At 70.3% G+C, this 24,892-nt stretch carries 21 protein-coding genes and 1 pseudogene; all 22 read left to right on the top strand.

All coding sequences use genetic code 11. The features are described from left to right. Window positions 1–60 precede the first annotated feature (60 nt). The 22 genes and pseudogenes from ACIO92_RS17610 to ACIO92_RS17505 all read left to right on the top strand — a co-directional run bounded on the left by ACIO92_RS17610 (window position 61) and on the right by ACIO92_RS17505 (window position 24,615). On the top strand, window positions 61–2,463 hold the full coding sequence (locus ACIO92_RS17610) for an ABC transporter family substrate-binding protein (protein ID WP_402060628.1): 2,403 nt from the start codon (window positions 61–63) through the stop codon (window positions 2,461–2,463). 291 nt (window positions 2,464–2,754) lie between these two features. Next, a complete protein-coding gene (typA, locus tag ACIO92_RS17605) occupies window positions 2,755–4,656 on the top strand; it encodes a translational GTPase TypA (protein ID WP_366440120.1) in 1,902 nt (633 codons plus the stop codon). Window positions 4,657–5,153: 497 nt separating this feature from the next. Next, complete coding sequence (locus ACIO92_RS17600; protein ID WP_401242681.1) at window positions 5,154–6,794, top strand: ABC transporter substrate-binding protein; 1,641 nt, start codon at window positions 5,154–5,156, stop codon at window positions 6,792–6,794. A 169-nt stretch (window positions 6,795–6,963) separates the two neighbouring features. Next, window positions 6,964–7,896, top strand: a complete 933-nt coding sequence (locus ACIO92_RS17595; RefSeq protein WP_366440314.1) for an ABC transporter permease — start codon at window positions 6,964–6,966, stop codon at window positions 7,894–7,896. Further along, window positions 7,889–8,836, top strand: a complete 948-nt coding sequence (locus ACIO92_RS17590) for an ABC transporter permease (protein WP_366440122.1) — start codon at window positions 7,889–7,891, stop codon at window positions 8,834–8,836. Before ACIO92_RS17595 ends, ACIO92_RS17590 begins: the two co-directional genes overlap by 8 nt. A gap of 14 nt (window positions 8,837–8,850) precedes the next feature. Then, window positions 8,851–9,909, top strand: a complete 1,059-nt coding sequence (locus ACIO92_RS17585; RefSeq protein WP_366440123.1) for an ABC transporter ATP-binding protein — start codon at window positions 8,851–8,853, stop codon at window positions 9,907–9,909. Then, complete coding sequence (locus ACIO92_RS17580) at window positions 9,902–10,990, top strand: dipeptide ABC transporter ATP-binding protein (RefSeq protein WP_366440124.1); 1,089 nt, start codon at window positions 9,902–9,904, stop codon at window positions 10,988–10,990. Before ACIO92_RS17585 ends, ACIO92_RS17580 begins: the two co-directional genes overlap by 8 nt. Before the next feature lie 433 nt (window positions 10,991–11,423). Continuing rightward, window positions 11,424–11,843, top strand: coding sequence for a DUF2690 domain-containing protein (locus tag ACIO92_RS17575; RefSeq protein WP_366440125.1), 420 nt, complete (start codon window positions 11,424–11,426; stop codon window positions 11,841–11,843). 82 nt (window positions 11,844–11,925) lie between these two features. Continuing rightward, window positions 11,926–12,348 carry a DUF2690 domain-containing protein gene (locus tag ACIO92_RS17570; RefSeq protein ID WP_402281591.1) on the top strand — a complete coding sequence of 141 codons (423 nt, stop codon included), beginning with the start codon at window positions 11,926–11,928 and terminating at the stop codon, window positions 12,346–12,348. 14 nt (window positions 12,349–12,362) lie between these two features. Then, a complete protein-coding gene (locus ACIO92_RS17565) occupies window positions 12,363–13,436 on the top strand; it encodes an N-acetylmuramoyl-L-alanine amidase (RefSeq protein WP_402281593.1) in 1,074 nt (357 codons plus the stop codon). Window positions 13,437–13,543: 107 nt separating this feature from the next. Further along, window positions 13,544–14,548, top strand: coding sequence for a penicillin-insensitive murein endopeptidase (locus ACIO92_RS17560; protein ID WP_401242670.1), 1,005 nt, complete (start codon window positions 13,544–13,546; stop codon window positions 14,546–14,548). 23 nt (window positions 14,549–14,571) lie between these two features. After that, window positions 14,572–14,859 (top strand): annotated as a pseudogene (locus ACIO92_RS17555) (peptidoglycan-binding protein); the annotation flags it as partial. Between the two features lie 48 nt (window positions 14,860–14,907). Then, entirely contained in the window at window positions 14,908–15,495 is a 588-nt protein-coding gene (locus ACIO92_RS17550; protein WP_402060634.1) for a peptidoglycan-binding protein, read from the top strand. A gap of 270 nt (window positions 15,496–15,765) precedes the next feature. Next, window positions 15,766–17,394, top strand: a complete 1,629-nt coding sequence (locus tag ACIO92_RS17545) for an ABC transporter substrate-binding protein (RefSeq protein ID WP_366440129.1) — start codon at window positions 15,766–15,768, stop codon at window positions 17,392–17,394. Between the two features lie 136 nt (window positions 17,395–17,530). Further along, complete coding sequence (locus tag ACIO92_RS17540; protein ID WP_366440130.1) at window positions 17,531–18,454, top strand: ABC transporter permease; 924 nt, start codon at window positions 17,531–17,533, stop codon at window positions 18,452–18,454. Next, entirely contained in the window at window positions 18,447–19,421 is a 975-nt protein-coding gene (locus ACIO92_RS17535; RefSeq protein WP_366440131.1) for an ABC transporter permease, read from the top strand. Before ACIO92_RS17540 ends, ACIO92_RS17535 begins: the two co-directional genes overlap by 8 nt. Before the next feature lie 7 nt (window positions 19,422–19,428). After that, a complete protein-coding gene (locus tag ACIO92_RS17530) occupies window positions 19,429–20,412 on the top strand; it encodes an ABC transporter ATP-binding protein (RefSeq protein ID WP_366440132.1) in 984 nt (327 codons plus the stop codon). Next, window positions 20,405–21,469 (top strand): dipeptide ABC transporter ATP-binding protein, encoded by a 1,065-nt coding sequence (locus ACIO92_RS17525; RefSeq protein ID WP_366440133.1) that lies wholly within the window; start codon window positions 20,405–20,407, stop codon window positions 21,467–21,469. The genes ACIO92_RS17530 and ACIO92_RS17525 overlap by 8 nt, the downstream gene beginning before the upstream one ends. A gap of 178 nt (window positions 21,470–21,647) precedes the next feature. Further along, the gene (locus ACIO92_RS17520; RefSeq protein WP_366440134.1) at window positions 21,648–22,577 is read left to right on the top strand and encodes a hypothetical protein; all 930 of its coding nucleotides are present in this window, start codon (window positions 21,648–21,650) and stop codon (window positions 22,575–22,577) included. A 530-nt stretch (window positions 22,578–23,107) separates the two neighbouring features. Beyond that, a complete protein-coding gene (locus tag ACIO92_RS17515) occupies window positions 23,108–23,302 on the top strand; it encodes a hypothetical protein (protein WP_188270068.1) in 195 nt (64 codons plus the stop codon). Between the two features lie 51 nt (window positions 23,303–23,353). Beyond that, entirely contained in the window at window positions 23,354–24,244 is an 891-nt protein-coding gene (mshB, locus tag ACIO92_RS17510) for an N-acetyl-1-D-myo-inositol-2-amino-2-deoxy-alpha-D-glucopyranoside deacetylase (protein WP_366440135.1), read from the top strand. Beyond that, on the top strand, window positions 24,241–24,615 hold the full coding sequence (locus ACIO92_RS17505) for a DUF6113 family protein (protein WP_366440136.1): 375 nt from the start codon (window positions 24,241–24,243) through the stop codon (window positions 24,613–24,615). The genes mshB and ACIO92_RS17505 overlap by 4 nt, the downstream gene beginning before the upstream one ends. Window positions 24,616–24,892: the final 277 nt, after the last annotated feature.

Genomic DNA, 24,892 nt, shown 5'->3' with positions numbered 1-24,892 from the left:
GATGAGTCATAGGTGTGATCATCTCCAAATGTAATGAATCTGGACGAAGGGGTACATGTCATGTCCCAGATCGGCGCCCCTCGCGGGAGGACATGCTCCAGGAGCCCCCGCTCCCGCACGCTCCGCTCCGTCGCCACCCTCAGCAGCGCGGTCCTCGCCGTCACCGTCCTCGCCGGATGCAGCTCCGGCGACCCGGCCGACGAGATTTCCGGCGCGGCACAGGACAACGCGCCCGCCACCCGCGACAAGGTCGCCGACGGGGGCACCCTGCGCTGGGCCGTCGACGCCCTGCCCACCACCCTGAACGCCTTCCAGGCCGACGCCGACGGCACCACCAGCCGCATCGCCGGGGCGGTGCTCCCCTCCCTCTACACCCTCGACGCCCGGGGCAGGCCGCAGCTGAACCCCGACTACCTGGAGTCCGCGCAGGTCGTCGAGACGGAGCCCAAGCAGGTCGTCCTCTACAAGCTCCACCAGCAGGCCGTGTGGAGCGACGGGCGCGAGATCGGCGCCCCCGACTTCGTCGCCCAGTGGCGGGCGCTGAGCGGCCGGGACACCGCGTACTGGACCGCCCGGAACTCCGGCTACGAGCGGATCGAGAAGATCGAGAAGGGCAAGAACGACCTGGAGGTCCGGGTCACCTTCGCCAAGCCCTACGCCGACTGGCAGTCCCTCTTCACCCCGCTCTACCCGAAGCAGGTGATGGGCTCCCCGAACGCGTTCAACGACGGGGCCCGCACCACGCTGAAGGCCACCGCGGGACCGTTTCTGCTGAAGTCGGTCGACCGGCAGAGCGGGGACGTCACCCTCGTCCGCAACCCCCGCTGGTGGGGACAGACCGCCAAGCTCGACAGCCTCGTCCTCAAGGCCGTGCCCCGCGCCGACCGCACCCAGGCCCTCGCCGACGGCACCCTCGACCTCGCCGAGATCGACCGCGCCACCGCCGACCGGATCTCCCTCGCGCTCCGCGACGCCCGCGCCGGACGCAGCGGAGCGCAGGCCGCCCTCGCCCACGGCCCCGGCTCCGGGATCACCCCCGGCAAGGCCCTGAGGTCCTGGGCCCTCGCGCACGGCTCCGACGAGGAGAAGGCCGAGGAGGTCCGGGCAGCCCGCGCCGAGAACCAGGAGGCCGTCGCCCGCTACGCGAGCGCCCAGACCACCCTCACCAGGTACACCGTCCGCAAGTCCCTGGAACCCGCCTACACCCAGCTCTCCCTGAACGGCGAGTCCGGACCGCTCTCCGACGAACGGGTGCGCCGGGCCGTGGCCCGCGCCCTCAACCGCCAGGAACTCGCCGACTCCGTCCTCAAGCCGCTCGGCCTCCCCGCGAACCCGCCCGGCAGCCACCTCGCCCTCGAGGGCCAGGCCGCCTACGCCGACAGCAGCGACGCGCTCGGCGGCCAGGACGCCAAGGAGGCGCGCGCCCTGCTCGCCGACGCGGGCTGGGTCCCCGGCGGCGCCACCCGGAAGCCCGCCGGGACCAAGGCGGGCAGCGAGGCCGACAAGCAGGCGAAGGCGGAGAAGGCGGAGAAGGCGGAAAAGGGGGAGGGCTCCGGCGACGCCGGGAAGGCCGGGGACTCCACCGACGCCAGGAAGAAGGGGAGCGACGCCCCCTCCGACGAGGGCCTCTACATCGTCGGCGACGACAAGCCCGGCGACCGCCATGCCGTCGCCCTCGGCGAGGACGGCCCCGGGAGCGGCACCGCCGTCCTTGCCCCGGCTCCCGCCGCCGCCCGCCAGAGCGCCGCCCTCCTCGCCCGCGCCGAGGCCCTCGACACCGGTACGGGCGCCGCCGCCCACGCCGCCCGGACCGTCGCCCGGACCGACAAGGGCGTCGCCGGGGCCTACGCCCCGCGCGGCTCCGCCGCCCCCGCGGCCGTGCCCCGGGCCAACCAGGCCCTCGGCAAGGACGGCAAGCCGCTCGTCCTCCGCTTCGTCCTGCCGTCCGGCCCCGGCTCCGAGTCGCTGCGCGCGGTGGGCGACCGGATCGTCCGGATGCTCGACGCGGTCGGCATCCGCACCGCCGTCACCAAGGTCTCCGACGAGAGCTTCTTCAAGGACCACGTGGCCTCCGGCGACTACGACCTGGCCCTCTACTCCTGGCCCGCCTCCGCCTTCCCCGCGACCGACGCCCGGCCGATCTTCGCCAAGCCCGAGCCCGCCTCGGACGGCTCCCTGCTCGTCGAGCAGAACTACTCGCGGGTCGGCACCGACCGCATCGACCAGTTGTTCGACCAGGCGGCGAGGACCCTCGACGAGGACGAGGCCCGCGACCTGGTCCGTCAGGCCGACGCCCGGATCTGGGCCGCCGCCGGATCGATTCCCCTCTACCAGCGCCCGCAGCTCGCCGCGGCCAGGGCCGAGCTGGTGAACGCCGGTGCCTGGGGCCTGGCCGCCCCCCGCTACCAGGACATCGGCTTCAAGAAGCCCGAATCCCCCAAGAGCAGGGAAAAGAACCAGTAAGACCCTGAAATCGCAGGTCACAACCTCAGAAGCAGCTCAAGTTCCTTGCCCGCCGGTGACCCCGGCGGGCAGGATCGCGTCGGCCCCTTGACCCGGCCGCACGACCTCCCCCACACCCCCGGGCCCCCGGCGACCTCTCCGCGACCTCTCCGCGGCCTCTCAGCGATCTCTACCGGGGAAGCCCCTTGCGCGGCAGCCCCGTACCATAGGACATAGCCGTGGCGCGTCCGCCCGGCGGGCGTACGAGGAACTGACGCCGCATCCCACGATCCGAGAGAAGCGCAAGCACCCATGCCCACGCGCCACGACATCCGTAACGTCGCCATCGTCGCCCACGTCGACCACGGCAAGACGACCATCGTCGACGCCATGCTCAAGCAGGCCGGTGCCTTCGCCGCCCACCAGCACCTCGACGACCGCATGATGGACTCGAACGACCTGGAGCGTGAGAAGGGCATCACGATCCTCGCCAAGAACACGGCGGTGAAGTATCACCCCAAGGACGGCGGGGCCCCGATCACGATCAACATCATCGACACCCCCGGCCACGCCGACTTCGGCGGCGAGGTCGAGCGCGGTCTGTCGATGGTGGACGCGGTCGTCCTCCTCGTGGACGCCTCCGAGGGCCCGCTCCCGCAGACCCGCTTCGTGCTGCGCAAGGCCCTCCAGCAGCGCCTGCCCGTCATCCTCTGCATCAACAAGACGGACCGCCCGGACTCCCGGATCGACGAGGTCGTCAACGAGACCTACGACCTCTTCCTCGACCTGGACGCGGACGAGGACCAGATCGAGTTCCCGATCGTCTACGCCTGCGGCCGTGACGGCGTCGCCTCGCTGACCAAGCCGGCGGACGGCACCGTCCCCGCCGACAGCGAGAACCTGGAGCCGTTCTTCTCCACCATCCTGGAGCACGTCCCGGCCCCCTCGTACGACGAGGAGGCGCCCCTCCAGGCCCACGTCACCAACCTCGACGCCGACAACTTCCTCGGCCGCATCGCGCTGCTCCGCGTCGAGCAGGGCGAGCTGCGCAAGGGCCAGACGGTCGCGTGGATCAAGCGGGACGGCACGGTCTCCAACGTCCGCATCACCGAGCTGATGATGACCGAGGCGCTCACCCGCAAGCCCGCCGAGGTCGCCGGCCCCGGTGACATCTGCGCGGTCGCCGGCATCCCCGACATCATGATCGGCGAGACCCTGGCCGACCCGGAGAACCCGATCGCGCTGCCGCTGATCACGGTCGACCAGCCGGCCATCTCCATGACCATCGGCACCAACACCTCGCCGCTCGTCGGCCGCGGTGGCACGGGCAAGGGCGCGGAGGCCAAGTCCGCGGTCAAGCAGCGCAAGGTCACCGCCCGCCAGGTCAAGGACCGCCTCGACCGCGAGCTGATCGGCAACGTCTCGCTCCGCGTGCTCGACACCGAGCGCCCGGACGCCTGGGAGGTCCAGGGCCGTGGTGAGCTGGCGCTCGCCATCCTGGTCGAGCAGATGCGCCGCGAGGGCTTCGAGCTGACCATCGGCAAGCCGCAGGTCGTCACCAAGGAGGTCGACGGCAAGACGCACGAGCCCGTCGAGCGCCTCACGGTGGACGTCCCCGAGGAGCACATGGGCGCGGTCACGCAGCTCATGGGCATCCGCAAGGGCCGTATGGACAACATGTCGAACCACGGCTCCGGCTGGGTCCGCATGGAGTTCGTCGTCCCGTCCCGCGGCCTCATCGGCTTCCGTACGGAGTTCCTCACCAACACCCGCGGTACGGGCATCGCCCACTCCATCCACGAGGGTCACGAGCCGTGGTTCGGCACCCTGACCACCCGTAACAACGGTTCCCTGGTCGCCGACCGCGCCGGTGCCGTCACCGCCTTCGCGATGACGAACCTCCAGGAGCGCGGCGTCCTGTTCACCGACCCCGGCACCGAGGTGTACGAGGGCATGATCGTCGGCGAGAACTCGCGCTCCGACGACATGGACGTGAACATCACCAAGGAGAAGAAGCTCACCAACATGCGCTCCGCCTCCGCGGACTCCTTCGAGGCGATCGTCCCGCCGCGCAAGCTCTCCCTGGAGCAGTCCCTGGAGTTCTGCCGCGACGACGAGTGCGTCGAGGTCACCCCGGAGGCCGTGCGCATCCGCAAGGTGATCCTGGACCAGAACGCGCGCGGTCGCAGCGCCTCCCGCGCCAAGAACAACTGACCGGACGAGATCGCCCGAGCGCGCCCGCATACCGCCGATGACGGCGGGGTAGATCACGGACATGTGATCCACTCCGCTCTCGGCTGACGGGACGTCAGCACCGGAGCCCGGACCCCCATGGACATGGTGGGGGTCCGGGCTTTTCGTCAACTCCGGTCAACTCGATTTCGAAGGCCAGGTGTCCGCATATCGGCCATCGCTCTCCGGTACGCGTGTTAACGGTCCGTTTCGGGGGTGTCTGTCTGTGCTCACTTTGTCCGGATTTCGGTATCCGGACACTTGGTGATGTTGTCAAAACGAGACCACTTAAGTGTGGTTTACAGCCCGGACGTACTTAATAGTTGGCTCCATTGAGCTCGGGTCAATGGGTCACGCACTGTGGGGAGTGCCGACTCACGAGCACACTCGGGGTACGTGAGTCCAAAGCCGTCAGGGGTGTCGGCTGAACTCGGAGTACCCCTCTTGTAGTGACAAAGTGGACTCATGAGGAGGAACCCATGCGCGGTGCCAAGAGCGCCAAGTGGGTAACGGGCGCGATCATCGTTGCCCTTGCTGCGACCGCCTGTGGCGGGGGTAAGAGCGACGGCGGCAGTGACGCCAAGGGCGCTGTTGACCCGAACGGAATCTTCTCCATCGAGCTGGGTGAGCCGGAGAAGCCGCTGCTCACCGGTGACACGATGGAGTCCAACGGCTCCGCCGTCATGGCCGGCCTGTTCTCGACCCTGGTCGACTACAAGGCCGACGGCTCGCTCGAGATGATCAACGCCGAGTCGGTCACCACGACGGACTCGAAGACGTGGACCGTCAAGCTCAAGCCGGGCTGGACCTTCCACGACGGCACCCCGGTGACCTCCAAGTCCTACGTGGACGCGTGGAACTGGAACGCCAACGTCAAGAACGCCCAGGGTCTGTCCTCGTGGTTCGCGGACATCAAGGGCTTCGAGAAGGTCCACCCCGAGGGTGAGGGCGCCAAGCCCACCTCCGACAAGCTGGACGGTCTGACCGTCGTCGACGAGAACTCCTTCAAGATCGAGCTCTCGAAGGCCGTTCCGTACTTCGGTCACAAGCTGGCGTACATCGTCTTCGCCCCGCTCCCGGAGTCCTTCTACAAGGACCCGGTCGCCGGTGGCCAGAAGCCGGTCGGCAACGGTCCCTACAAGTTCAAGAGCTGGGACCACAAGAAGAAGATCGAGATCACTCGATTCGACGGCTACAAGGGCCCGAACAAGGCGAAGAACGGCGGTGTGGTCTTCAAGAACTACACCACCCTCGAGGCCGCGTACGAGGACCTGAAGTCCGGCAACGTCGACGTCCTGCGTCAGATCGCGCCGAAGGACCTCCCGGTCTACCGCCAGGACCTCGGCGACCGCGCCGTGGACCAGCCGTACTCCGCGGTCCAGACCATCGCCGTCGCCTTCTACGCCGACCAGTGGAAGAAGCCGAAGCCGATCGACCCGCGCGTCATCCAGGGTCTGTCGATGGCGATCGACCGCGCCACCATCACCAAGACGGTCCTCCAGGGCACCCGTGAGCCCGCGACCGGCTGGGTCGCCAAGGGCGTCCTGGGCTTCCAGGAGGACGGCGGCGCCGGCGTCACCAAGTTCGACCCGGCGAAGGCCAAGGAACTGATCAAGGCCGGCGGCGGCGTCCCCGGCAACAAGATCTCGATCCAGTTCAACGCCGACGGTGGACACAAGGAGTGGGTGGACGCGGTCTGCAACTCCATCCAGCAGTCCACCAGCGTCCAGTGCGTCGGCGACGGCAAGCCGGACTTCCAGGCCGACCTGACCGCTCGCAAGACCAAGCAGGTCAAGTCCCTGTACCGCTCCGGCTGGGTGCTCGACTACCCGGTGAACGCCAACTTCATCTCGGACCTGTTCCGTACGGGTGCGGCGGGCAACCAGGGCGACTTCTCCAACAAGGAGCTGGACGCCAAGATCGCCAAGGCTGACTCCGCGGCGACGCTGGACGACTCGGTGAAGCAGTTCCAGGCCATCGAGAAGGACCTGCTCAACTACATGCCGTCCATCCCGCTCTGGTACTACAAGGTCAACGCGGGCTACTCCGAGAAGGTTTCGGGCGTGGCGTACGGCCAGGACGGCGACCCGATCCTGACCGGCGTCGAGGTCAAGAAGTAATCACCCGAGCGTAGTCCGCACGCCGTCACGGGACTGACGGAAAGTCAGTCCCGTCTCGGTGCCTTACGCAGTGGCTGGGGGGCCCTTCCACGACATTCGCGTACCCACGGGGGCGCGGATGTCGTGGGAGGGCCTGTCGCTGCTGCTGTCACATTTCAACGGAGGCATGATGGGGCGCTATGTCGCACGACGACTGCTCCAGATGATCCCGGTTTTCCTCGGGACCACCCTGCTGATCTTCCTCATGGTCTACAGCCTGCCCGGCGACCCCGTGGCGGGGATGTTCGGGGACAAGGGCGCTGACCCCGCGACCCTCGCGAAGATCAGACATGATCTGGGACTGGATCTGCCGCTCTGGCAGCAGTACTGGAACTACATGACCGACATCATCCTGCACTTCGACTTCGGGAACCAGATCCGCAACGGTCGCCCGATCACCGAGGTACTGGGTGCGGCGTTCCCCGTCACGCTCCAGCTCGCCGCCCTGGCGTTCGCCTTCGAGCTGATCTTCGGCATCGGCCTCGGCATCATCGCCGGTCTCAAGGCCGGCCGTCTCGCCGACAACGCGATCCTCATCTTCACGCTGCTGATCATCTCGATCCCCGTCTTCGTCCTCGGCTTCATCATCAAGATGGTGTTCGCCTTCGAACTGGACTGGATCGCGCCCAACGTCAGCAACGACCAGCTCTGGTCCGAGATGATCGCCCCCGCCATGGTGCTCGGCGGTCTCTCCCTCGCCTATGTGGCGCGCCTCACGCGCACCTCCATGGCCGAGAACCTGCGCGCCGACTACATGCGCACCGCCGTCGCCAAGGGCCTGCCCCGGCGTCGTGTCATCGGCGTCCACCTCATGCGCAACTCGATGATCCCCGTGGTCACCTTCCTCGGCACCGACATCGGCGCCCTCATGGGCGGCGCGGTCGTCACCGAGCGCATCTTCAACATCAAGGGCGTCGGCGGTCTGATCGCCGAGTCGATCACCCGGCGCGAAGGGGCCACCCTCGTGGGCCTGGTCACCATCCTGGTGATCATCTACCTCGTCACCAGCCTGCTCATCGACCTGCTGTACGCGGTCCTGGACCCGAGGATCCGTTATGCCTGACGTGACCAAGACCGCAGCCGCCGTCGAGGCCGCCGTCGCGCCCCCCGCCGACGTCGCTCCCCCGGCGAAGCAGGACAAGCCCCGCAGCCTCTGGGGCGACGCCTGGGTCGACCTGCGCCGGAACCCGTACTTCCTCGTGTCGACGGTGCTGATCTTCTTCCTGCTGCTGATCGCCGTCTTCCCCAGCCTCTTCACCAGCGCCTCGCCGACCGCCGGTGACCTGGTCAAGCACTTCCTGGGCAAGCCGGAGCTCAGCAACATCGGCTCCGAGGGCTGGCTGGGCTACGACGGCCAGGGCCGCTCCGTGTACGCCCGACTGATCTACGGCACCCGTGCCTCGATCATCGTCGGCGTCTGCGTCACCGCGATCGTCACCGTCCTCGGCGGCATCATGGGAATGCTCGCCGGTTACTTCGGCGGCTGGATCGACGCGGTGCTCTCCCGCCTCACGGACATCTTCTTCGGCATCCCGTTCCTGCTCGGCGCCATGGTCGTCCTGCAGTCCTTCGTCGAGCGCACGGTCTGGGTGGTCGTCTTCGCCCTCGCGTTCCTCGGCTGGACCCAGATGTCCCGCGTCATGCGCGGTGCCGTGATCACCGTCAAGCAGGCCGACTACGTCCACGCGGCCAAGGCGCTCGGCGCGGGTACGGTCCGCATCCTGTTCCGGCACATCCTGCCGAACGCCATGGCTCCGGTGATCGTCGTCGCCACCATCGCCCTGGGCGGATACATCTCCGCCGAGGCCACCCTCTCGTACCTCGGCCTGGGCCTCGCCGCCCCGACCGTCTCGTGGGGTGTGGACATCTCCACCGGTGTCGACCAGATCCGAGTGGCCCAGCACATCCTGCTCTGGCCCTCGATCATGCTCAGCATCACCGTTCTGGCGTTCATCATGCTCGGCGAAGCCGTCCGCAACGCCCTCGACCCCAAGCTGCGCTGAGGAGGGCGTAAGAGATGACCATCATCGACAAGACCTCGGCCGTCCCCGCGCCCCGTGGCGGAGGCGACCACACCGGACCCCTGCTCGAAGTGCGCGACCTGCACGTCGAGTTCCACACCCGCGACGGTGTGGCCAAGGCGGTCAACGGCGTCAACTACTCGGTGAACGCCGGTGAGACGCTCGCCGTGCTCGGCGAGTCCGGCTCCGGCAAGTCCGTCACCGCGCAGGCCATCATGGGCATCCTCGACATGCCGCCGGGCAGGATCCCGCAGGGCGAGATCCTGTTCCGCGGCGAGGACATGCTGAAGATGTCCGAGGAGGAGCGGCGGAAGGTCCGCGGCCGGAAGATCGCCATGATCTTCCAGGACGCGCTGTCCTCCCTGAACCCGGTCCTCAGCGTCGGCTACCAGCTCGGCGAGATGTTCCGCGTGCACCAGGGCCTGTCCAAGAAGGACGCCAAGGTCAAGGCCATCGAGCTGATGGACAAGGTCAAGATCCCCGCCGCAGCGGCGCGGGTCTCCGACTACCCCCACCAGTTCTCCGGCGGTATGCGCCAGCGCATCATGATCGCCATGGCGCTGGCCCTGGAGCCGGACCTGATCATCGCCGACGAGCCCACCACGGCTCTCGACGTGACCGTCCAGGCCCAGGTCATGGACCTCCTCGCGGAGCTCCAGCAGGAATACAACATGGGTCTGATCCTGATCACCCACGACCTCGGCGTCGTCGCCGACGTCGCGGACAAGATCGCCGTGATGTACGCCGGCCGGATCGTCGAGCAGGCGCCGGTGCACGAGCTGTACGGCCGCCCGGCCCACCCGTACACCCGCGGTCTCCTGGACTCGATCCCGCGCCTGGACCAGAAGGGCCAGGAGCTCTACGCGATCAAGGGCCTGCCGCCCAACCTGCTCAAGGTGCCCACCGGCTGCGCCTTCAACCCGCGCTGCCCCAAGGCCGACGACATCTGCCGCACGGAGATCCCGGCCCTCGTGCCGGTCACCGAGCAGGACGGCGCGGACCTCCCGGGCCGTAAGAGCGCCTGCCACTTCTGGAAGGAGACGATCCATGGCTGACCTCAGCAAGAACGACGAGGCCGTGGCCGCCGCCCTCGACGCCCCCGTGGACCGTGGCGAGCCGATCCTCCAGGTGCGTGGCCTGAAGAAGCACTTCCCGCTGACGCAGGGCATCCTCTTCAAGAAGCAGGTCGGTGCGGTCAAGGCCGTGGACGGGGTCTCCTTCGACCTCTACCAGGGCGAGACCCTCGGCATCGTGGGCGAGTCCGGCTGTGGCAAGTCCACGGTCGCCAAGCTCCTGATGAACCTGGAGCAGGCCACCGCGGGCGAGGTCTTCTACAAGGGCCAGGACATCACCAAGCTGTCCGGCCGCGCGCTGAAGGCCGTGCGCCGCAACATCCAGATGGTGTTCCAGGACCCGTACACCTCGCTGAACCCGCGCATGACGGTCGGCGACATCATCGGCGAGCCGTACGAGATCCACCCCGAGGTGGCCCCGAAGGGCGACCGGCGCCGCAAGGTGCAGGAGCTGCTCGACGTCGTCGGTCTGAACCCGGAGTACATCCACCGGTACCCGCACCAGTTCTCCGGCGGTCAGCGCCAGCGCATCGGCATCGCCCGCGGCCTCGCGCTCAACCCGGAGATCATCATCTGCGACGAGCCGGTCTCGGCCCTGGACGTGTCCGTCCAGGCGCAGGTCATCAACCTGATGGGGAAGCTCCAGGACGAGTTCAACCTGTCCTACCTCTTCATCGCGCACGACCTGTCGATCGTCCGGCACATCTCCGACCGCGTCGGCGTCATGTACCTCGGCAAGATGGCCGAGATCGGTACGGACGAGCAGATCTACGAGCACCCGACGCACCCGTACACCCAGGCGCTGCTCTCCGCGGTGCCGGTGCCGGACCCGAAGGCCCGCGCGCACCGCGAGCGGATCATCCTCACCGGTGACGTGCCCTCGCCCGCGAACCCGCCGTCGGGCTGCAGCTTCCGCACCCGCTGCTGGAAGGCGCAGGACCGCTGCTCGCAGGAGACCCCGGTGCTCGCGATCCCGGAGCGCTTCCAGGGTCAGGAGACCCCGGCCGCGCACTTCTCGGCGTGCCACTTCGCCGAGGAGAAGCAGGTCGTTCCGGTGCTCTGACGCACCGAAGCCCACAGAGGCCCCCGGCCGCCCGTTCACGGGTGACCGGGGGCCTCCGGCGTTCTCCGGTACGGAGGACGGGCGCCGGACGGGCGCCGGGGAAGGGCCGGGGCGGCGCCGGGGCGCGGGGCGAGGTGGCACAGGGGCGAGGGGGGCGCGGGGTCGCGGGGCCGTGGGGGCGTGGGGGCGTCCCACGGGACACCTCGCCGGGAGCCTCCTTCCCGTCCCGCGTCCCCCACCCCGTCCCGCACCCCTGACGGGGTGTCATCCCTCGCCCGGCCCCCGCACGGCCGGTCGTGCCCGGCGCCGTACCGGCCCCCTCCCACGGGACGACCGGGCCCGCCGGGACGCCCGCCGGGACTGGCAGCGTGTGCCGCGGCGCAGCCCACCGAGCTGCGACCGCCACCCACCGCACCGGAACCAAGGGGTCGTCGTGAACGCACTCACCCGCAAGCTCGCCACCGTCGGCTCGGCCCTGGCGATGGCCGCGTCGAGCCTCCTCCTCGCCTCCTCGCCCGCCTCGGCGGCGACGTCCTGCTACTCGACCGGCTGCCACGGCGTCGACCCGGCGACCTCGATCTGCCAGAACGACGCCACGACCGTCCTCACCAGCGAGACCGGCGTCGAACTGCGCTACAGCGCCACCTGTCGTGCCGTCTGGGCCCGCAAGAAGAACGCGGTCGCCGGGCACTACTACCAGGTCGAGAACGATCGCCGGGAGATGCAGAGCGTGCGTCCCAGCACCTCGGGCGGCACCGTCTGGACCACGATGGTCGACGACAAGGACATCCTCGCGTACGCCTGCGACCGCCGCTCCGACTACACCATGGCGTCCTCCACCCTGTGGTGGTGACCCGGTACCCGACCCGCCCCCGGCCGCGCTCCACCGCGGCTCCGCGGTGATCCGGTACGAGTCCCCAGAAGGAGCACCTCCCTTGAACCAGCTCACCCGCAAACTCGCCACCGTGGCCTCCTCGTTGGCGCTCGCCGCGTCGGGCCTGCTCCTCGCCTCCTCCCCGGCGTCGGCGGCCACCTCCTGTTACGGGTCCTCCTGCAACGGGCTCGACCCGGCCGCCACGATCTGCCAGAACGACGCCCAGACCGTGCGGACCAGCGCCTGGGGCGTGGAGCTGCGCTACAGCCCCACCTGCCGCGCCGCCTGGGCCCGCAAGACGTCCGGCGGGTCCCTCGACACCTCCATCCACGTCCAGAACACCCAGGGGACCACCTACAGCACCTACTACGGCGGCTCCGGAAGCGTCTGGACCCGGATGGTCAACGACAAGGACATCCAGGCCTGGGCCTGCGAGACGCGCGCCTACGAGACGCTCCGGACCCAGTGCACCGGCGGCTACTGAGCTGAGGACCTGACATGACCCCGGTCTCCGAACCCGGCCCGCGCCGACGGGCCTTCCTCACCGGCGGACTCGCGCTCGGCGCCTCGGCCGCGCTGCCCCTGTGGGCGGCCGGCGGGGCGCACGCCCTGGACGGGCCCGCCGTCGCGGACACCACCGCCTGGGGCGCCCGCCCGGCGAGCAGCCCCGTACGGCTGCTGCCGACCCCGCCACAGAAGATCATCGTCCATCACACGGCCACCGCCAACGTCACCGACCTCTCCCGCGACCAGGCCTTCCGGCTCGCCCGCGCCATGCAGAACTGGGCGATGGACGAGAAGCAGTGGATCGACACGGGCCAGCACTTCACCGTCTCGCGCGGCGCCCACGTCCTGGAGGGCAGGCACAGCAGCCTGACCACGCTCCGGGGCGGCACACAGATGGTGGAGTCGGCGCACTGCACCGGACAGAACACCGTCGCCGTCGGCATCGAGAACGAGGGCACCTACACCACGGTCGACCCGCGGAGCGAGCAGTACGCGGCCCTCGTCGAGCTGTGCGCGTACCTCTGCCGCCAGTACGGGCTGCGCGCCTACCAGATCTACGGGCACCGGGACTTCAACGCCACCCAGTGCCCCGGCGACCGGCTGTACGCGCTGCTGCCGCAGCTGCGGCGGGACGTCGCCGCCCGCGTCGGCGGGGACCCGACGGCCCCCGTGTGGCCGCTGCTGCGCTCCGGCGACACCGGCGACCGGGTCCGGGCCCTCCAGCACCTGCTGGTCCGGCGCGGCGCCGTGATCACCGCGGACGGGAGCTTCGGCCCGGCCACCGAGCGGGCCGTACGGGACTTCCAGACGCTGACGACCGCGACCGCCGACGGCTACGCGGGCAACCAGACCTGGCACCAGCTCGTCGGACCCGTCCGGCAGGGCGACAGCGGCGAGGCCGTCAGGGCCGTACAGCTCCTGCTCACGGCCAAGGGCGTCCCGACCGACCCGGACGGCGCCTTCGGGTCCGGCACCGCCGCCTCGGTGGCCGCCTTCCAGAGCACGGCCGGGCTCCCCGCCGACGGCGTCGCCGACGCGCGCACCTTCAGCCGTCTGCTGGCCTGACCGGGCACGGTCCCCGCTCCCGGTCCCGTCCACCGAAGGCTCCGGTCCGCTCCGGCCCGGAAGCCGTCCCCCACCCGTCCCACCCGACCAAGGAGAAGCCCACCGTCATGTCGCCGACCACACGGTCGCTCCGCCCCGCGCGAGGGGCGGTCCCGCTCGCGGCCCTCGCGGCCCTCGCCGCGCTGCTCGTGCTCATCGGTCTCGGCACGCCCGCGCACGCCTTCGGCGGCGCGTTCGTCCCCACCCAGAGCAAGGGCAACCGGGGCTCGGACGTCGTCGCCCTCCAGTACCTCCTCAACGGACAGGGCGCGCAGCTCACCGCCGACGGAGTCTTCGGCGCGGGCACCGACACCGCCGTCCGCTCCTTCCAGTCCTCGCACGGCCTCGGCTCCGACGGCATCGTCGGCCCCAACACCTGGCGGGCGCTGACCACCACGGTCCGGGAGGGCAGTCAGGGCGAGGCCGTGAAGGCCGTCCAGCACCTGCTCAACGCCAAGCGCGGCGCGGGCCTCACCGTCGACGGCGCCTTCGGCGCGGGCACCGCGTCGGCCGTCCGCACCTTCCAGAGCCACGCGGGTCTGGGCGCGGACGGGGTCGTCGGCCCGGACACCTGGACCAACCTGCTCTGGCACTACGAGTACGCCGACTACAACTCCGGCACCCTCTGCAACCAGAGCCCGGACGGCAACAGCTCCGCCGACTGGGGCACCGGCGCCACCATCGGCCAGCTGGAGGCGGGCGCCCGCGCCTTCGCCGCCCTCGGCCGGGGCAAGGTCCCGGTCGGTGACATCTCCTTCGAGCACGGCGGCTCGATCTACGGCCACGCCACCCACCAGGCCGGACTGGACGCCGACCTCTGGCCCGTGCGCACCGACTCGGCGCAGTGCTCCGGCTCCCGGATCACCTGGCAGTCCGCCGCCTACGACCGGGGCGCCACCCGCGAGCTGGTCAAGGCCCTGCGCGCGGCCGCCCCTGGGCACGTGAAGCTGATCTTCTTCAACGACCCGCAGCTGATCGCGGAGGGGCTGACGGTCCAGTACCCCAACCACGACAACCACCTGCACATCCGTTACTGCGAGCCGGGCCACCCGGACGCGAACCACCAGTGCTGACCCGAGAGTCCGAGGAACCACCCATGACCCACGTGAGAAGACTGCCCGGCCTCGCGGCCGCGCTGCTCGCCGCCCTCGTCACCGCCCTGGTGGCCGCCGTCCTCCAGGCCGCCCCGGCCTTCGCCGCCGACTGGCCGCTGGTCAAGACCGGCAGCAGCGGCGTCCAGGTGACCACCGTCCAGCACCTGCTGACCTCCCGGGGCCACACCACCTCCGCCGACGGCGCCTTCGGCGACGGCACCGCGGCGAAGGTCCGCGCCTTCCAGAGCGCCAACGGCCTCTCGGCGGACGGCGTCGTCGGCGCCGACACCTGGTCCCGGCTGGTCGTCACCGTCCGCAAGGGCGACAACGGCTCCGGGGTGAAGGCCGCCCAGACACAGCTCAACCGGTACGGGGCGGGGCTCGCCGTCGACGGCGCCTTCGGCGACGGCACCGACTCCAAGATCCGCTCCTTCCAGTCCTCGCACGGCCTCGACGCGGACGGCATCGTCGGCCCGGACACCTGGCGCGCCCTGGTCACCGGTTCCTCCGGCGGCGGCGGTGGCGACAGCGGTCTGCTGACCCACGCGGCGGCGGCGGCCAAGTTCTCCGCCGCGGGCGTCACCTGGGCCTCCTCGGGCAACTGCTCCCACCGCAACAGCACCAGCTGCACCTCCTTCGACGGGCTGCGCCAGGCGTCCGCCGACGGCGCGGTCGCGCTGCGCGGGGCGAGCGGCTGCGCGCTGACCATCACCGGCGGTACGGAGACGGGCCACGCCGGCGGCACGTACAGCCACTGGAACGGCTACAAGCTGGACTTCGCGATCACCAGCTGCCTCAACAACTACGTCACCGGCACCTTCGCCCACTCCGGCACCCGGGGTGACGGCGCCGCCCTCTACACCGCTCCCTCGGGCAACGTCTACGCCAACGAGGGCAACCACTGGGACGTGACCTTCCTGAACTGACCCGCTGTCCGGCACCGCCCCCGGCGGTCCCGGGCGGGTCCGTCCACGATCCCCCCGCCGCACCGACGCCCCCCGTCGGTGCGGCGGGGGGATCTCACGCGTGCGGGGGAGGGGGAGGAGCGCGGGCGCGGGGCCCCACGGGCCTCCGTCGCTCCGGGCGTACGCCCCCGGGCGGGCAATCCCCCGGACAGGTGAGGCCGAGATGCGACTCCGTCCGGCTTGGGGTGATATGGGGGCCTAAGTCTCGGCAAGACCAACGGGAGGCACTCCATGCGCGGAGCCACGCACGCCAAGTGGGCCGCACTGGCCACAGCCGTCGCCCTCGCGGCGACCGCCTGCGGCGGCGGCGACAGCGGTGGTGGTGGCGGAGGGGCCGACGGCATCGTGAGTTCCTCGTGGGGCGACCCGCAGAACCCGCTGGAACCCGCCAACACCAACGAGGTGCAGGGCGGCAAGGTCCTGTCCATGATCTTCCGCGGGCTCAAGCAGTACGACCCGAAGACCGGCGAGGCCAAGGACATGCTCGCCGAGAAGATCGAGACCACCGACTCGACCAACTTCGCCATCACCGTCAAGGACGGCTGGACCTTCTCCGACGGGGAGAAGGTCACCGCGAAGTCCTTCGTCGACGCCTGGAACTACGGCGCCAACCTGAAGAACAACCAGAAGAACGCCTACTTCTTCGGGCAGATCGAGGGCTACGACAAGGTCCACCCCGACAAGGGCGAACCCACCGCCGACACCCTCTCGGGACTCAAGGTCACCGGTGACCGCACCTTCACGGTCAAGCTCACCCAGAAGTTCTCCACCTGGCCCGTCACCCTGGGCTACGCGGCCTTCGCCCCGCTCCCCAGGACGTTCTACGACGACCACGCGGCCTGGCTCTCGAAGCCCGTCGGCAACGGCCCGTACACCGTCGACTCGTACTCCAAGGGCTCCCAGATGGCGCTCAAGCGCTGGGACGGCTACCCGGGCGACGACAAGGCGAAGAACGGCGGCGTGACCCTCAAGGTCTACACCGACAACAACACCGCCTACACCGACCTGACGGCCGGGAACCTCGACCTCGTCGACGACATCCCCGCCGCCCAGCTCAAGAACGTCAAGGCCGACCTGGGCGACCGCTACATCAACGTCCCCGCCGGCATCATCCAGACCCTCGCGTTCCCGTTCTACGACCCGGCCTGGAACAAGCCCGGCCAGGAGAAGCTCCGCCAGGGCATCTCCCGGGCCATCGACCGCGACCAGATCACCCAGACGATCTTCCAGAAGACCCGCACCCCCGCCGTCGACTGGACCTCCCCGGTCCTCGGCGAGGAAGGCGGCTACAAGGACGTCTGCGGCGACTACTGCAGGTACGACGCGGCCGAGGCGAAGAAGCTCGTCGCGGAGGGCGGCGGCATCCCCGGCGGCACGATGAAGATCTCGTACAACGCCGACACCGGCTCCCACAAGGAATGGGTCGACGCGGTCTGCAACTCCATCAACCGCGCCCTCGGCAACAACACCGCCTGCCTCGGCAACCCCGTCGGCACCTTCGCCGACTACCGCAGCCAGGTCACCACGCAGAAGATGCAGGGCCCGTTCCGGGCCGGCTGGCAGATGGACTACCCGCTCATCCAGAACTTCCTCCAGCCGCTGTACTACACCAACGCCTCCTCCAACGACGGCAAGTGGACCAGCCCCGAGTTCGACAAGCTCGTGAACCAGGCCAACGCCGAGGCCGACACCAAGAAGGCCGTGGGGATCTTCCAGCAGGCCGAGGGCGTCCTGCGCGACGCGATGGGCGCCATCCCGCTCTGGTACCAGAACGGCAGCGCGGGCTACTCGGACCGGCTGGAGAACGTCACCCTCAACCCCTTCAGCGTCCCCGTCTACGACCAGATCAAGGTGAAGTGACCCCGTAGCGGGCCGAAGGCGCCCGGCCCGGCCCGCGCGGACCCCCGCGCGGACCCCCGCGCCGGGCCGGGCGCCTTCCCCCGCGTCCCTCCCGGGACGCCAACCCCACCCCGGAGCCAACCCCCGGAGCCCCCTCATGGGTCGATATGTGATTCGACGGCTGCTACAGATGATCCCGGTCTTCTTCGGGGCCACCCTGCTGCTGTTCCTGATGGTCAACGTGATGGGCGACCCGATCGCCGGACTCTGCGGCGACCGCGCCTGCGACCCCGCCACCGCCGCCCGGCTGCGCGAGGAGTACGGCCTCGACAAGCCCGTCTGGCAGCAGTACCTCACATACATGGGGAACGTGTTCACCGGGGACTTCGGGACCGCGTTCAACGGCCAGAAGGTCACCGAACTCCTCCTCGACGCCTACCCGGTCACCCTCCGCCTGACGATCGTCGCGATCCTCTTCGAGATCGTCGTGGGCATCACCCTCGGCGTGCTCAGCGGTCTGCGCCGGGGCCGCGCGATCGACACCGGCACCCTCATCGGCACCCTCGTCGTCATCTCCGTCCCGACGTTCGTCACCGGCTACGTCCTCCAGTACCTGCTGGGCGTCAAATGGGGCTGGGTCTCCCCGACCGTCTCCTCCGGAGCGCCCTTCGACGAGCTGATCCTGCCCGGGATCGTGCTCGCCTCCGTCTCCCTGGCGTACGTCACCCGGCTGACCCGCACCTCCGTCGGCGAGAACGCCCGCGCCGACTACGTCCGCACCGCCGTCGCCAAGGGACTCCCGCGACGGCGCGTCATCACCCGGCACCTGCTGCGCAACTCGCTGATCCCCGTCGTCACCTTCATCGGCACCGACATCGGCGCGCTCATGGGCGGCGCCATCGTCACCGAGCGGATCTTCAACATCCACGGCGTGGGCTACCAGCTCTACCAGGGCATCCTCCGGCAGAACACCCAGACGGTGGTCGGCTTCGCCACCATCCTCGTCCTGGTGTTCCTGGTGGCGAACCTGCTCGTCGACCTGCTGTACTCCGTCCTCGACCCCAGGATCCGCTATGCCTGACCCCTATGAGAACGAGGGCGCCATCGCGGCGACCGGCGCGGGCGGGGCGATGGACCTCGCCGCGAGCGAGGCGATCGAAGTCGGGCACGAGTCCGGCGGCCGAGGCCAGGACCCCGGCGAGAAGCCCCGCAGCCTCTGGTCCGACGCCTGGCGGGACCTGCGCCGCAACCCCGTCTTCATCGTCTCCGCCCTGATCATCGTCTTCCTCGTGGTCATCTCGATCTGGCCGTCCCTGATCGCCTCCGGCGACCCGCTCGACTGCGACCTCGCCAAGGCCCAGGAAGGCTCCCAGCCCGGCCACCCCTTCGGCTTCGACGGGCAGGGCTGCGACGTCTACACCCGTACCGTCTACGGCGCCCGGACCTCCATCACCGTCGGCGTCCTCGCCACCCTCGGCGTCGCCCTCCTCGGCAGCGCCCTCGGTGGCCTCGCCGGGTTCTTCGGCGGGGTGTGGGACGCGATCCTCTCCCGCATCACCGACATCTTCTTCGCCATCCCCGTCGTCCTCGGCGGCCTCGTGCTCCTCTCGGTCATCACCAGCAACACCGTCTGGCCCGTCATCGGCTTCATGGTGCTGCTCGGCTGGCCCCAGATCTCCCGCATCGCGCGCGGCTCGGTCATCACCGCCAAACAGCACGACTACGTCCAGGCGGCCCGCGCCCTCGGCGCCTCCAACTCCCGGATGCTGCTGCGGCACGTGACCCCCAACGCGGTCGCCCCCGTCATCGTCGTGGCCACCATCGCCCTGGGCACCTACATCGCCCTGGAGGCGACCCTCTCCTACCTCGGCGTCGGGCTCCGGCCCCCGACCGTCAGCTGGGGCATCGACATCTCCGCCGCCTCGCAGAACATCCGCAACGCGCCGCACATGCTGCTCTGGCCCGCCGGCGCCCTCGCCGTCACCGTGCTCGCCTTCATCATGCTCGGCGACGCCGTCCGCGACGCCCTCGACCCCAAGCTGAGGTAGGGAACCCATGCTGCTCGAAGTGCGCGACCTGCACGTGGAGTTCCACACCAGGGACGGGGTCGCCAAGGCGGTCAACGGCGTCGACTACTCCGTCGACACCGGGGAGACCCTCGCCGTCCTCGGCGAGTCCGGCTCCGGCAAGTCCGTCACCGCCCAGGCCGTCATGGGCATCCTCGACACGCCCCCGGGAAAGATCACCGGGGGCGAGATCCTCTTCCAGGGCAAGGACCTCCTGAAGCTCAAGGAGGACGAGCGGCGCAAGATCCGCGGCGCGAAGATGGCGATGATCTTCCAGGACGCGCTCTCCTCCCTGAACCCCGTCCTCAGCGTCGGCGAACAGCTCGGCGAGATGTTCCAGGTCCACCGGGGCATGTCCCGGAAGGACTCCCGGGCCAAGGCCGTCGAACTCATGGACAGGGTCCGCATCCCCGCCGCCAAGGAACGCGTCGGCCAGTACCCCCACCAGTTCTCCGGCGGGATGCGCCAGCGCATCATGATCGCCATGGCGCTGGCCCTGGAACCGGACCTGATCATCGCCGACGAGCCCACCACCGCCCTCGACGTCACCGTCCAGGCCCAGGTCATGGACCTCCTCGCCGAACTCCAGCGCGAACTCGGGATGGGACTCATCCTCATCACCCACGACCTCGGCGTCGTCGCCGACGTCGCCGACAAGATCGCCGTCATGTACGCGGGCCGGATCGTCGAACGCGCCCCCGTCCACGAGATCTACAAGGCCCCCGCCCACCCCTACACCAAGGGCCTCCTCGAATCGATCCCCCGCCTCGACCAGAAGGGCCAGGACCTCTACGCCATCAAGGGACTCCCGCCCAACCTGCTCAAGATCCCGCCGGGCTGCGCCTTCAACCCGCGCTGCCCCCTGGCCCAGGACGTCTGCCGCACCGACGTGCCCCCGCTGTACGACGTGACCGACTCCCCGGTACCCCGCTCCAGCGCCTGCCACTTCTGGAAGGAGTGCCTCCATGGCTGAGGCCATCCTCGAAGTCCGGGACCTCCACAAGCACTACCCGCTGACCCGGGGCATCCTCTTCAAGAAGCAGGTCGGCGCGGTCAGGGCCGTCGACGGCGTCGACTTCGACCTCGCCGCCGGAGAGACCCTCGGCATCGTCGGCGAGTCCGGCTGCGGCAAGTCGACCGTCGCGAAGATGCTGGTCAACCTGGAACGGCCGACGTCCGGCACCATCCGCTACAAGGGCGAGGACATCACCACCCTCTCCCCTCGCGCCCTCAAGGCGGTCCGCCGCAACATCCAGATGGTCTTCCAGGACCCGTACACCTCGCTCAACCCGCGCATGACCGTCGGCGACATCATCGGCGAGCCGTACGAGATCCACCCCGAGGTCGCCCCCAAGGGAGACCGCCGCCGCAAGGTCCAGGACCTCCTCGACGTCGTCGGCCTCAACCCCGAGTACATCAACCGCTACCCGCACCAGTTCTCCGGCGGCCAGCGCCAGCGCATCGGCATCGCCCGGGGCCTCGCGCTCCAGCCCGAGATCATCGTCGCCGACGAACCGGTCTCCGCCCTCGACGTCTCCGTCCAGGCCCAGGTCGTCAACCTCCTGGAGAAGCTCCAGTCCGAGTTCTCCCTCTCGTACGTGTTCATCGCCCACGACCTGTCGATCGTCCGGCACATCTCCGACCGCGTCGGCGTCATGTACCTCGGGCGGATCGTCGAGATCGGCAGCGACGCCCAGATCTACGACCACCCCACCCACCCCTACACCCAGGCGCTGCTCTCCGCCGTCCCCGTCCCCGACCCCGGCGCCCGAGCCCACCGCGAACGCATCATCCTCAGCGGCGACGTCCCCTCCCCGGCGAACATCCCCTCCGGCTGCCGCTTCCGCACCCGCTGCTGGAAGGCCCAGGAACGCTGCTCCCTCGAAGTGCCCGAACTGGCCGTCCCCGCCGTCTTCCGCCTCGTCGACAGCCCGGCCAAACACGACTCGGCCTGCCACTTCGCCGAGGAGAAGCAGGTCGTCCCGCCGGAGAACGGCACCACCGGCGGCACGCCCCCCGAGCCGGTCTGACCCCGGCGCGACCCGGGCGAACCGGCCCCGGAACACGGCCCCGCCCACAGGCGCGCGGACGCCGTGCGGGCCCCGCGGGCCGACCGGAACGGTCCTGCCGCACCGGCCGGTCACCCTTCGCGCACGGGTTCCCCGGAACCGCTTGTGCCCGGCCGTGGCAACCGTGAGTATCGGGTCCGTGACTGTGACACGCCCGGCACGCCTCACCGGCGCCGCGCTCTGCGCCGCCCTCACCCTCCTCGCCACCATATGGGTGCTCAAGGACCTCGCCGCGCTCGGTTCCCCCGCCGACCTGGCGTGGTACTGGGCCGGAGACCACCACTTCCTCATCCGGGGACGCTCCGCCACCTCCCTCGCCGACCCCGTCCTCCTCCTCGTCTCCGCCGTCACCGCCGTCGCCTCGATCCGCTCCCGGCACGCCGCCTCCGCCCTCGTCGCGACCGGCTCCGCCACCCTCGCCGTACGGCTCCCCGGCCTCTGGTCGCACGACAGCGGCGTCCTCGTCACCGCCCTCCTCGCCCTCGCCCTCGCCGCCGGACTCCTCGTCGTCGCCACCGTCGGCCGCCGCCGGGCCGCCGGACACGAACAACTCCCCACCCGCCCCCGCACCGGCCCCGCCGTCGCCGCCGGAACCCTCCTCGCCGTCGCCGCGCTCGCCCTGGCCGCCTGGGAGCTGTACTGGGCCTCCCAACTGCCCCTGGAGATCACCGTCGACCGCTTCACCGGCGGCCGGTCCGTCCTCAAGGCGGCCCTCGCCCCGCCGCCCGCCTGGCTCTCCCTCGTCCTCGTCGCCCTCTACGGCACGGCCGCCGTCGCCGCTCTCACCCGCGCCCGGCACGCCCGCGCCCTCGGGCTCCTCGCCGGGACGTTCCTCGCCCTCGGCGGCCTCGCCGAGGCCGCCAGGACCGTCCGGTACGAACTCGTCGGCCACTTCGCCGACATCCCCACCGCCGACCGCCTCGCCGTCCTCACCGCCGCCTACGGACTCCTCGCCGGAACCGCCGTCATCGCCCTCCTCGCCGGGCGCGGCGCCCCCGCCGCCGACCCCCGGCCCCCGCACCGGACGGTGCCCCCGGCCCCGCCGTACCCCCAGCCGCCCGGCTGGTGACCCGGACCGCGCCGCCCCGGCCCGACCCGGCGGGCGGCCGACGACCCGAGTCCCGGCGGCACCGGAGAACCCGGTCCCGTCCCCTCTTCTCGGAGGCGATGGATTCGGCCAATTCCCAGGAGGCGTACGGGACTTCCGGAGCGGCCCGTTCCCGGGGGCCGGAACCGTCCGCCCCGACCACCCGCAGGGCACCGGAGCCGGCGAGGTCCCGCTCCGAAGGCGCGCCACCGCCTTCGCGGGGAAGGCCGGGGCCCCCGGAGCCGACGGGTCCGGCCGGTGCCCGTGCCGGACCGCGCGAAGGCCACGCGCTCCCCGTCGGGGGAGTCGGAGGGCGGCTTCGGAGGCAGGATCGCGCGGCCGAAAGTAGCGCTGTGCGCCCCCCTCGTGCCTCCGTCCGCCGATCGATGCGATGGCACGGATAGTTATGATCCGTAGCGCTAGGTGGGTATGTACCCGGCTGGCACATGCGCCTGGCCCGAACCGCTCGAATACTCAAACGTCTGACCGAAGAAGTGTGGAGGTGAACCGCTGTGGCACTCTCGATCTCCGTGGTGGTGCTGATGGCGATCGTCGTCTTCCTTCTGATCCGGAAATCCGGGCTGAAGGCCGGACACGCGGCGGTCTGCGCACTCCTGGGTTTCTACCTGGCCAGCTCGTCCCTCGCTCCTTCCATCAGCACCCTCACCACCAACGTGGCGGGCATGATCGGGGGCCTCAAGTTCTGAGGCGGCCCACGTCCTGATCCTTCTCCGGCCCGGACCTCGTAGGGTGGGGACATGTCCGATCTCCCCGCCCGCCGTCTGCTGCTCGTGCACGCGCACCCGGACGACGAGTCGATCAACAACGGCGTCACCATGGCCAGGTACGCGGCCGAGGGCGCCCTCGTCACCCTCGTCACCTGCACCCTCGGCGAGGAGGGCGAGGTCATCCCGCCCGGTCTCGCCCATCTGGCGCCCGACCGGGAGGACCGGCTCGGCGCCCACCGGGCCGAGGAGCTCGCCGCCGCGATGAAGGAGCTGGGCGTCACCGACCACCGGTTCCTCGGTGGCCCCGGCCGCTTCCGCGACTCCGGGATGATGGGCGCCGAACAGAACCGGCGCCCCCACGCGTTCTGGAACACCGACGTCGACACCGCCGCCCCCCACCTCGTCGAGGTGATCAGGGAGACCCGCCCGCAGGTCCTCGTCACCTACGACCCCGACGGCGGCTACGGCCACCCCGACCACATCCAGGCCCACCGGGTCGCCACGCGCGCCGCCGAACTCGCCGCCGACCCGGCCTTCCGCCCCGACCTCGGACCGGCCCACGCCATCGCCAAGATCTACTGGAACCGGGTCCCGCGCCCGGTCGCCGAGGCGGGGTTCGCCCGGCTGCGCGCCGAGGGCTCCGTCTTCCCCGCCGACGCCACGATCGGCGACGTGCCCGGAGTCGTCGAGGACGCCCGGATCACCGCCGCGATCGAGGCGGGCCCCGAGCTCACCGCCCGCAAGAGCGCGGCGATGGCCGCGCACCTCACCCAAGTCGCCGTGGACGGGCCGTTCTTCGCCCTCTCCAACGATCTGGGCCAGCCCCTCTTCACCACCGAGTACTACGAACTGGTGCACGGTGTTCCCGGAGCCCCCGCGGGCACCCGCGAGACGGACCTCTTCGCGGGGGTGACCGCGTGAGCGCCCCCGTCGCCTCCCCGGTCTCCCGCAACGCCCGGTTCGCCTGGTACGCGGGCCTCGCCGTCCTCGGACTGCTCGTCGGCGCGGCGGGCGCCCTCGTCCAGGCCGCCTGGTTCCCCGGCGGTCTGCTCCTCGGCCTCCTCGCCACCGCCGGTCTCTTCTACGGGGGGCTGCGCGCCACCGGCACCCAGATCGGCGTCGCCGCGGGCGGCGGCGGCTGGCTCGTCGCGGTGATCCTGCTCAGCTTCGGACGCCCCGAGGGCGACGGGGTGTTCGGCGGCGGAGTCGGCGAGCTGCTGTTCCTCTTCGGGGGCATGGCCGCCGCTGTGATGTGCACCACGCTGTCCCGGCTGCCGCGTCCGACGGCGTGAACAGGCCGACTTGACCCGCTGACCGCCTGACTTCGGCCGGATTGACCGTCGTACGCCCCCCAGGCGTCGGGTATGTGACGGCGGCGGCCAGTATGGTGGTGCGCGCCGCCGAACCGCCCGGGACAACACGAGCATCAGCAAGAGCGGGCGGTGGAGCCAACCGGGAGATCCTGCTTTGAGTCGTGAAACTGGTCGAGAGACTGACAGCCCGTCCTCCGGCGCCCAGGGGCGCGGTGGAGCCGCGTACCCCTCGGGTACCCCGCCGTACGGATCCCGT

It is taken from the genome of Streptomyces sp. NPDC087215 (assembly GCF_044744885.1).
Taxonomy (GTDB): Bacteria; Actinomycetota; Actinomycetes; order Streptomycetales; family Streptomycetaceae; genus Streptomyces.
This window is presented reverse-complemented; position numbering and strand designations above follow the sequence as displayed.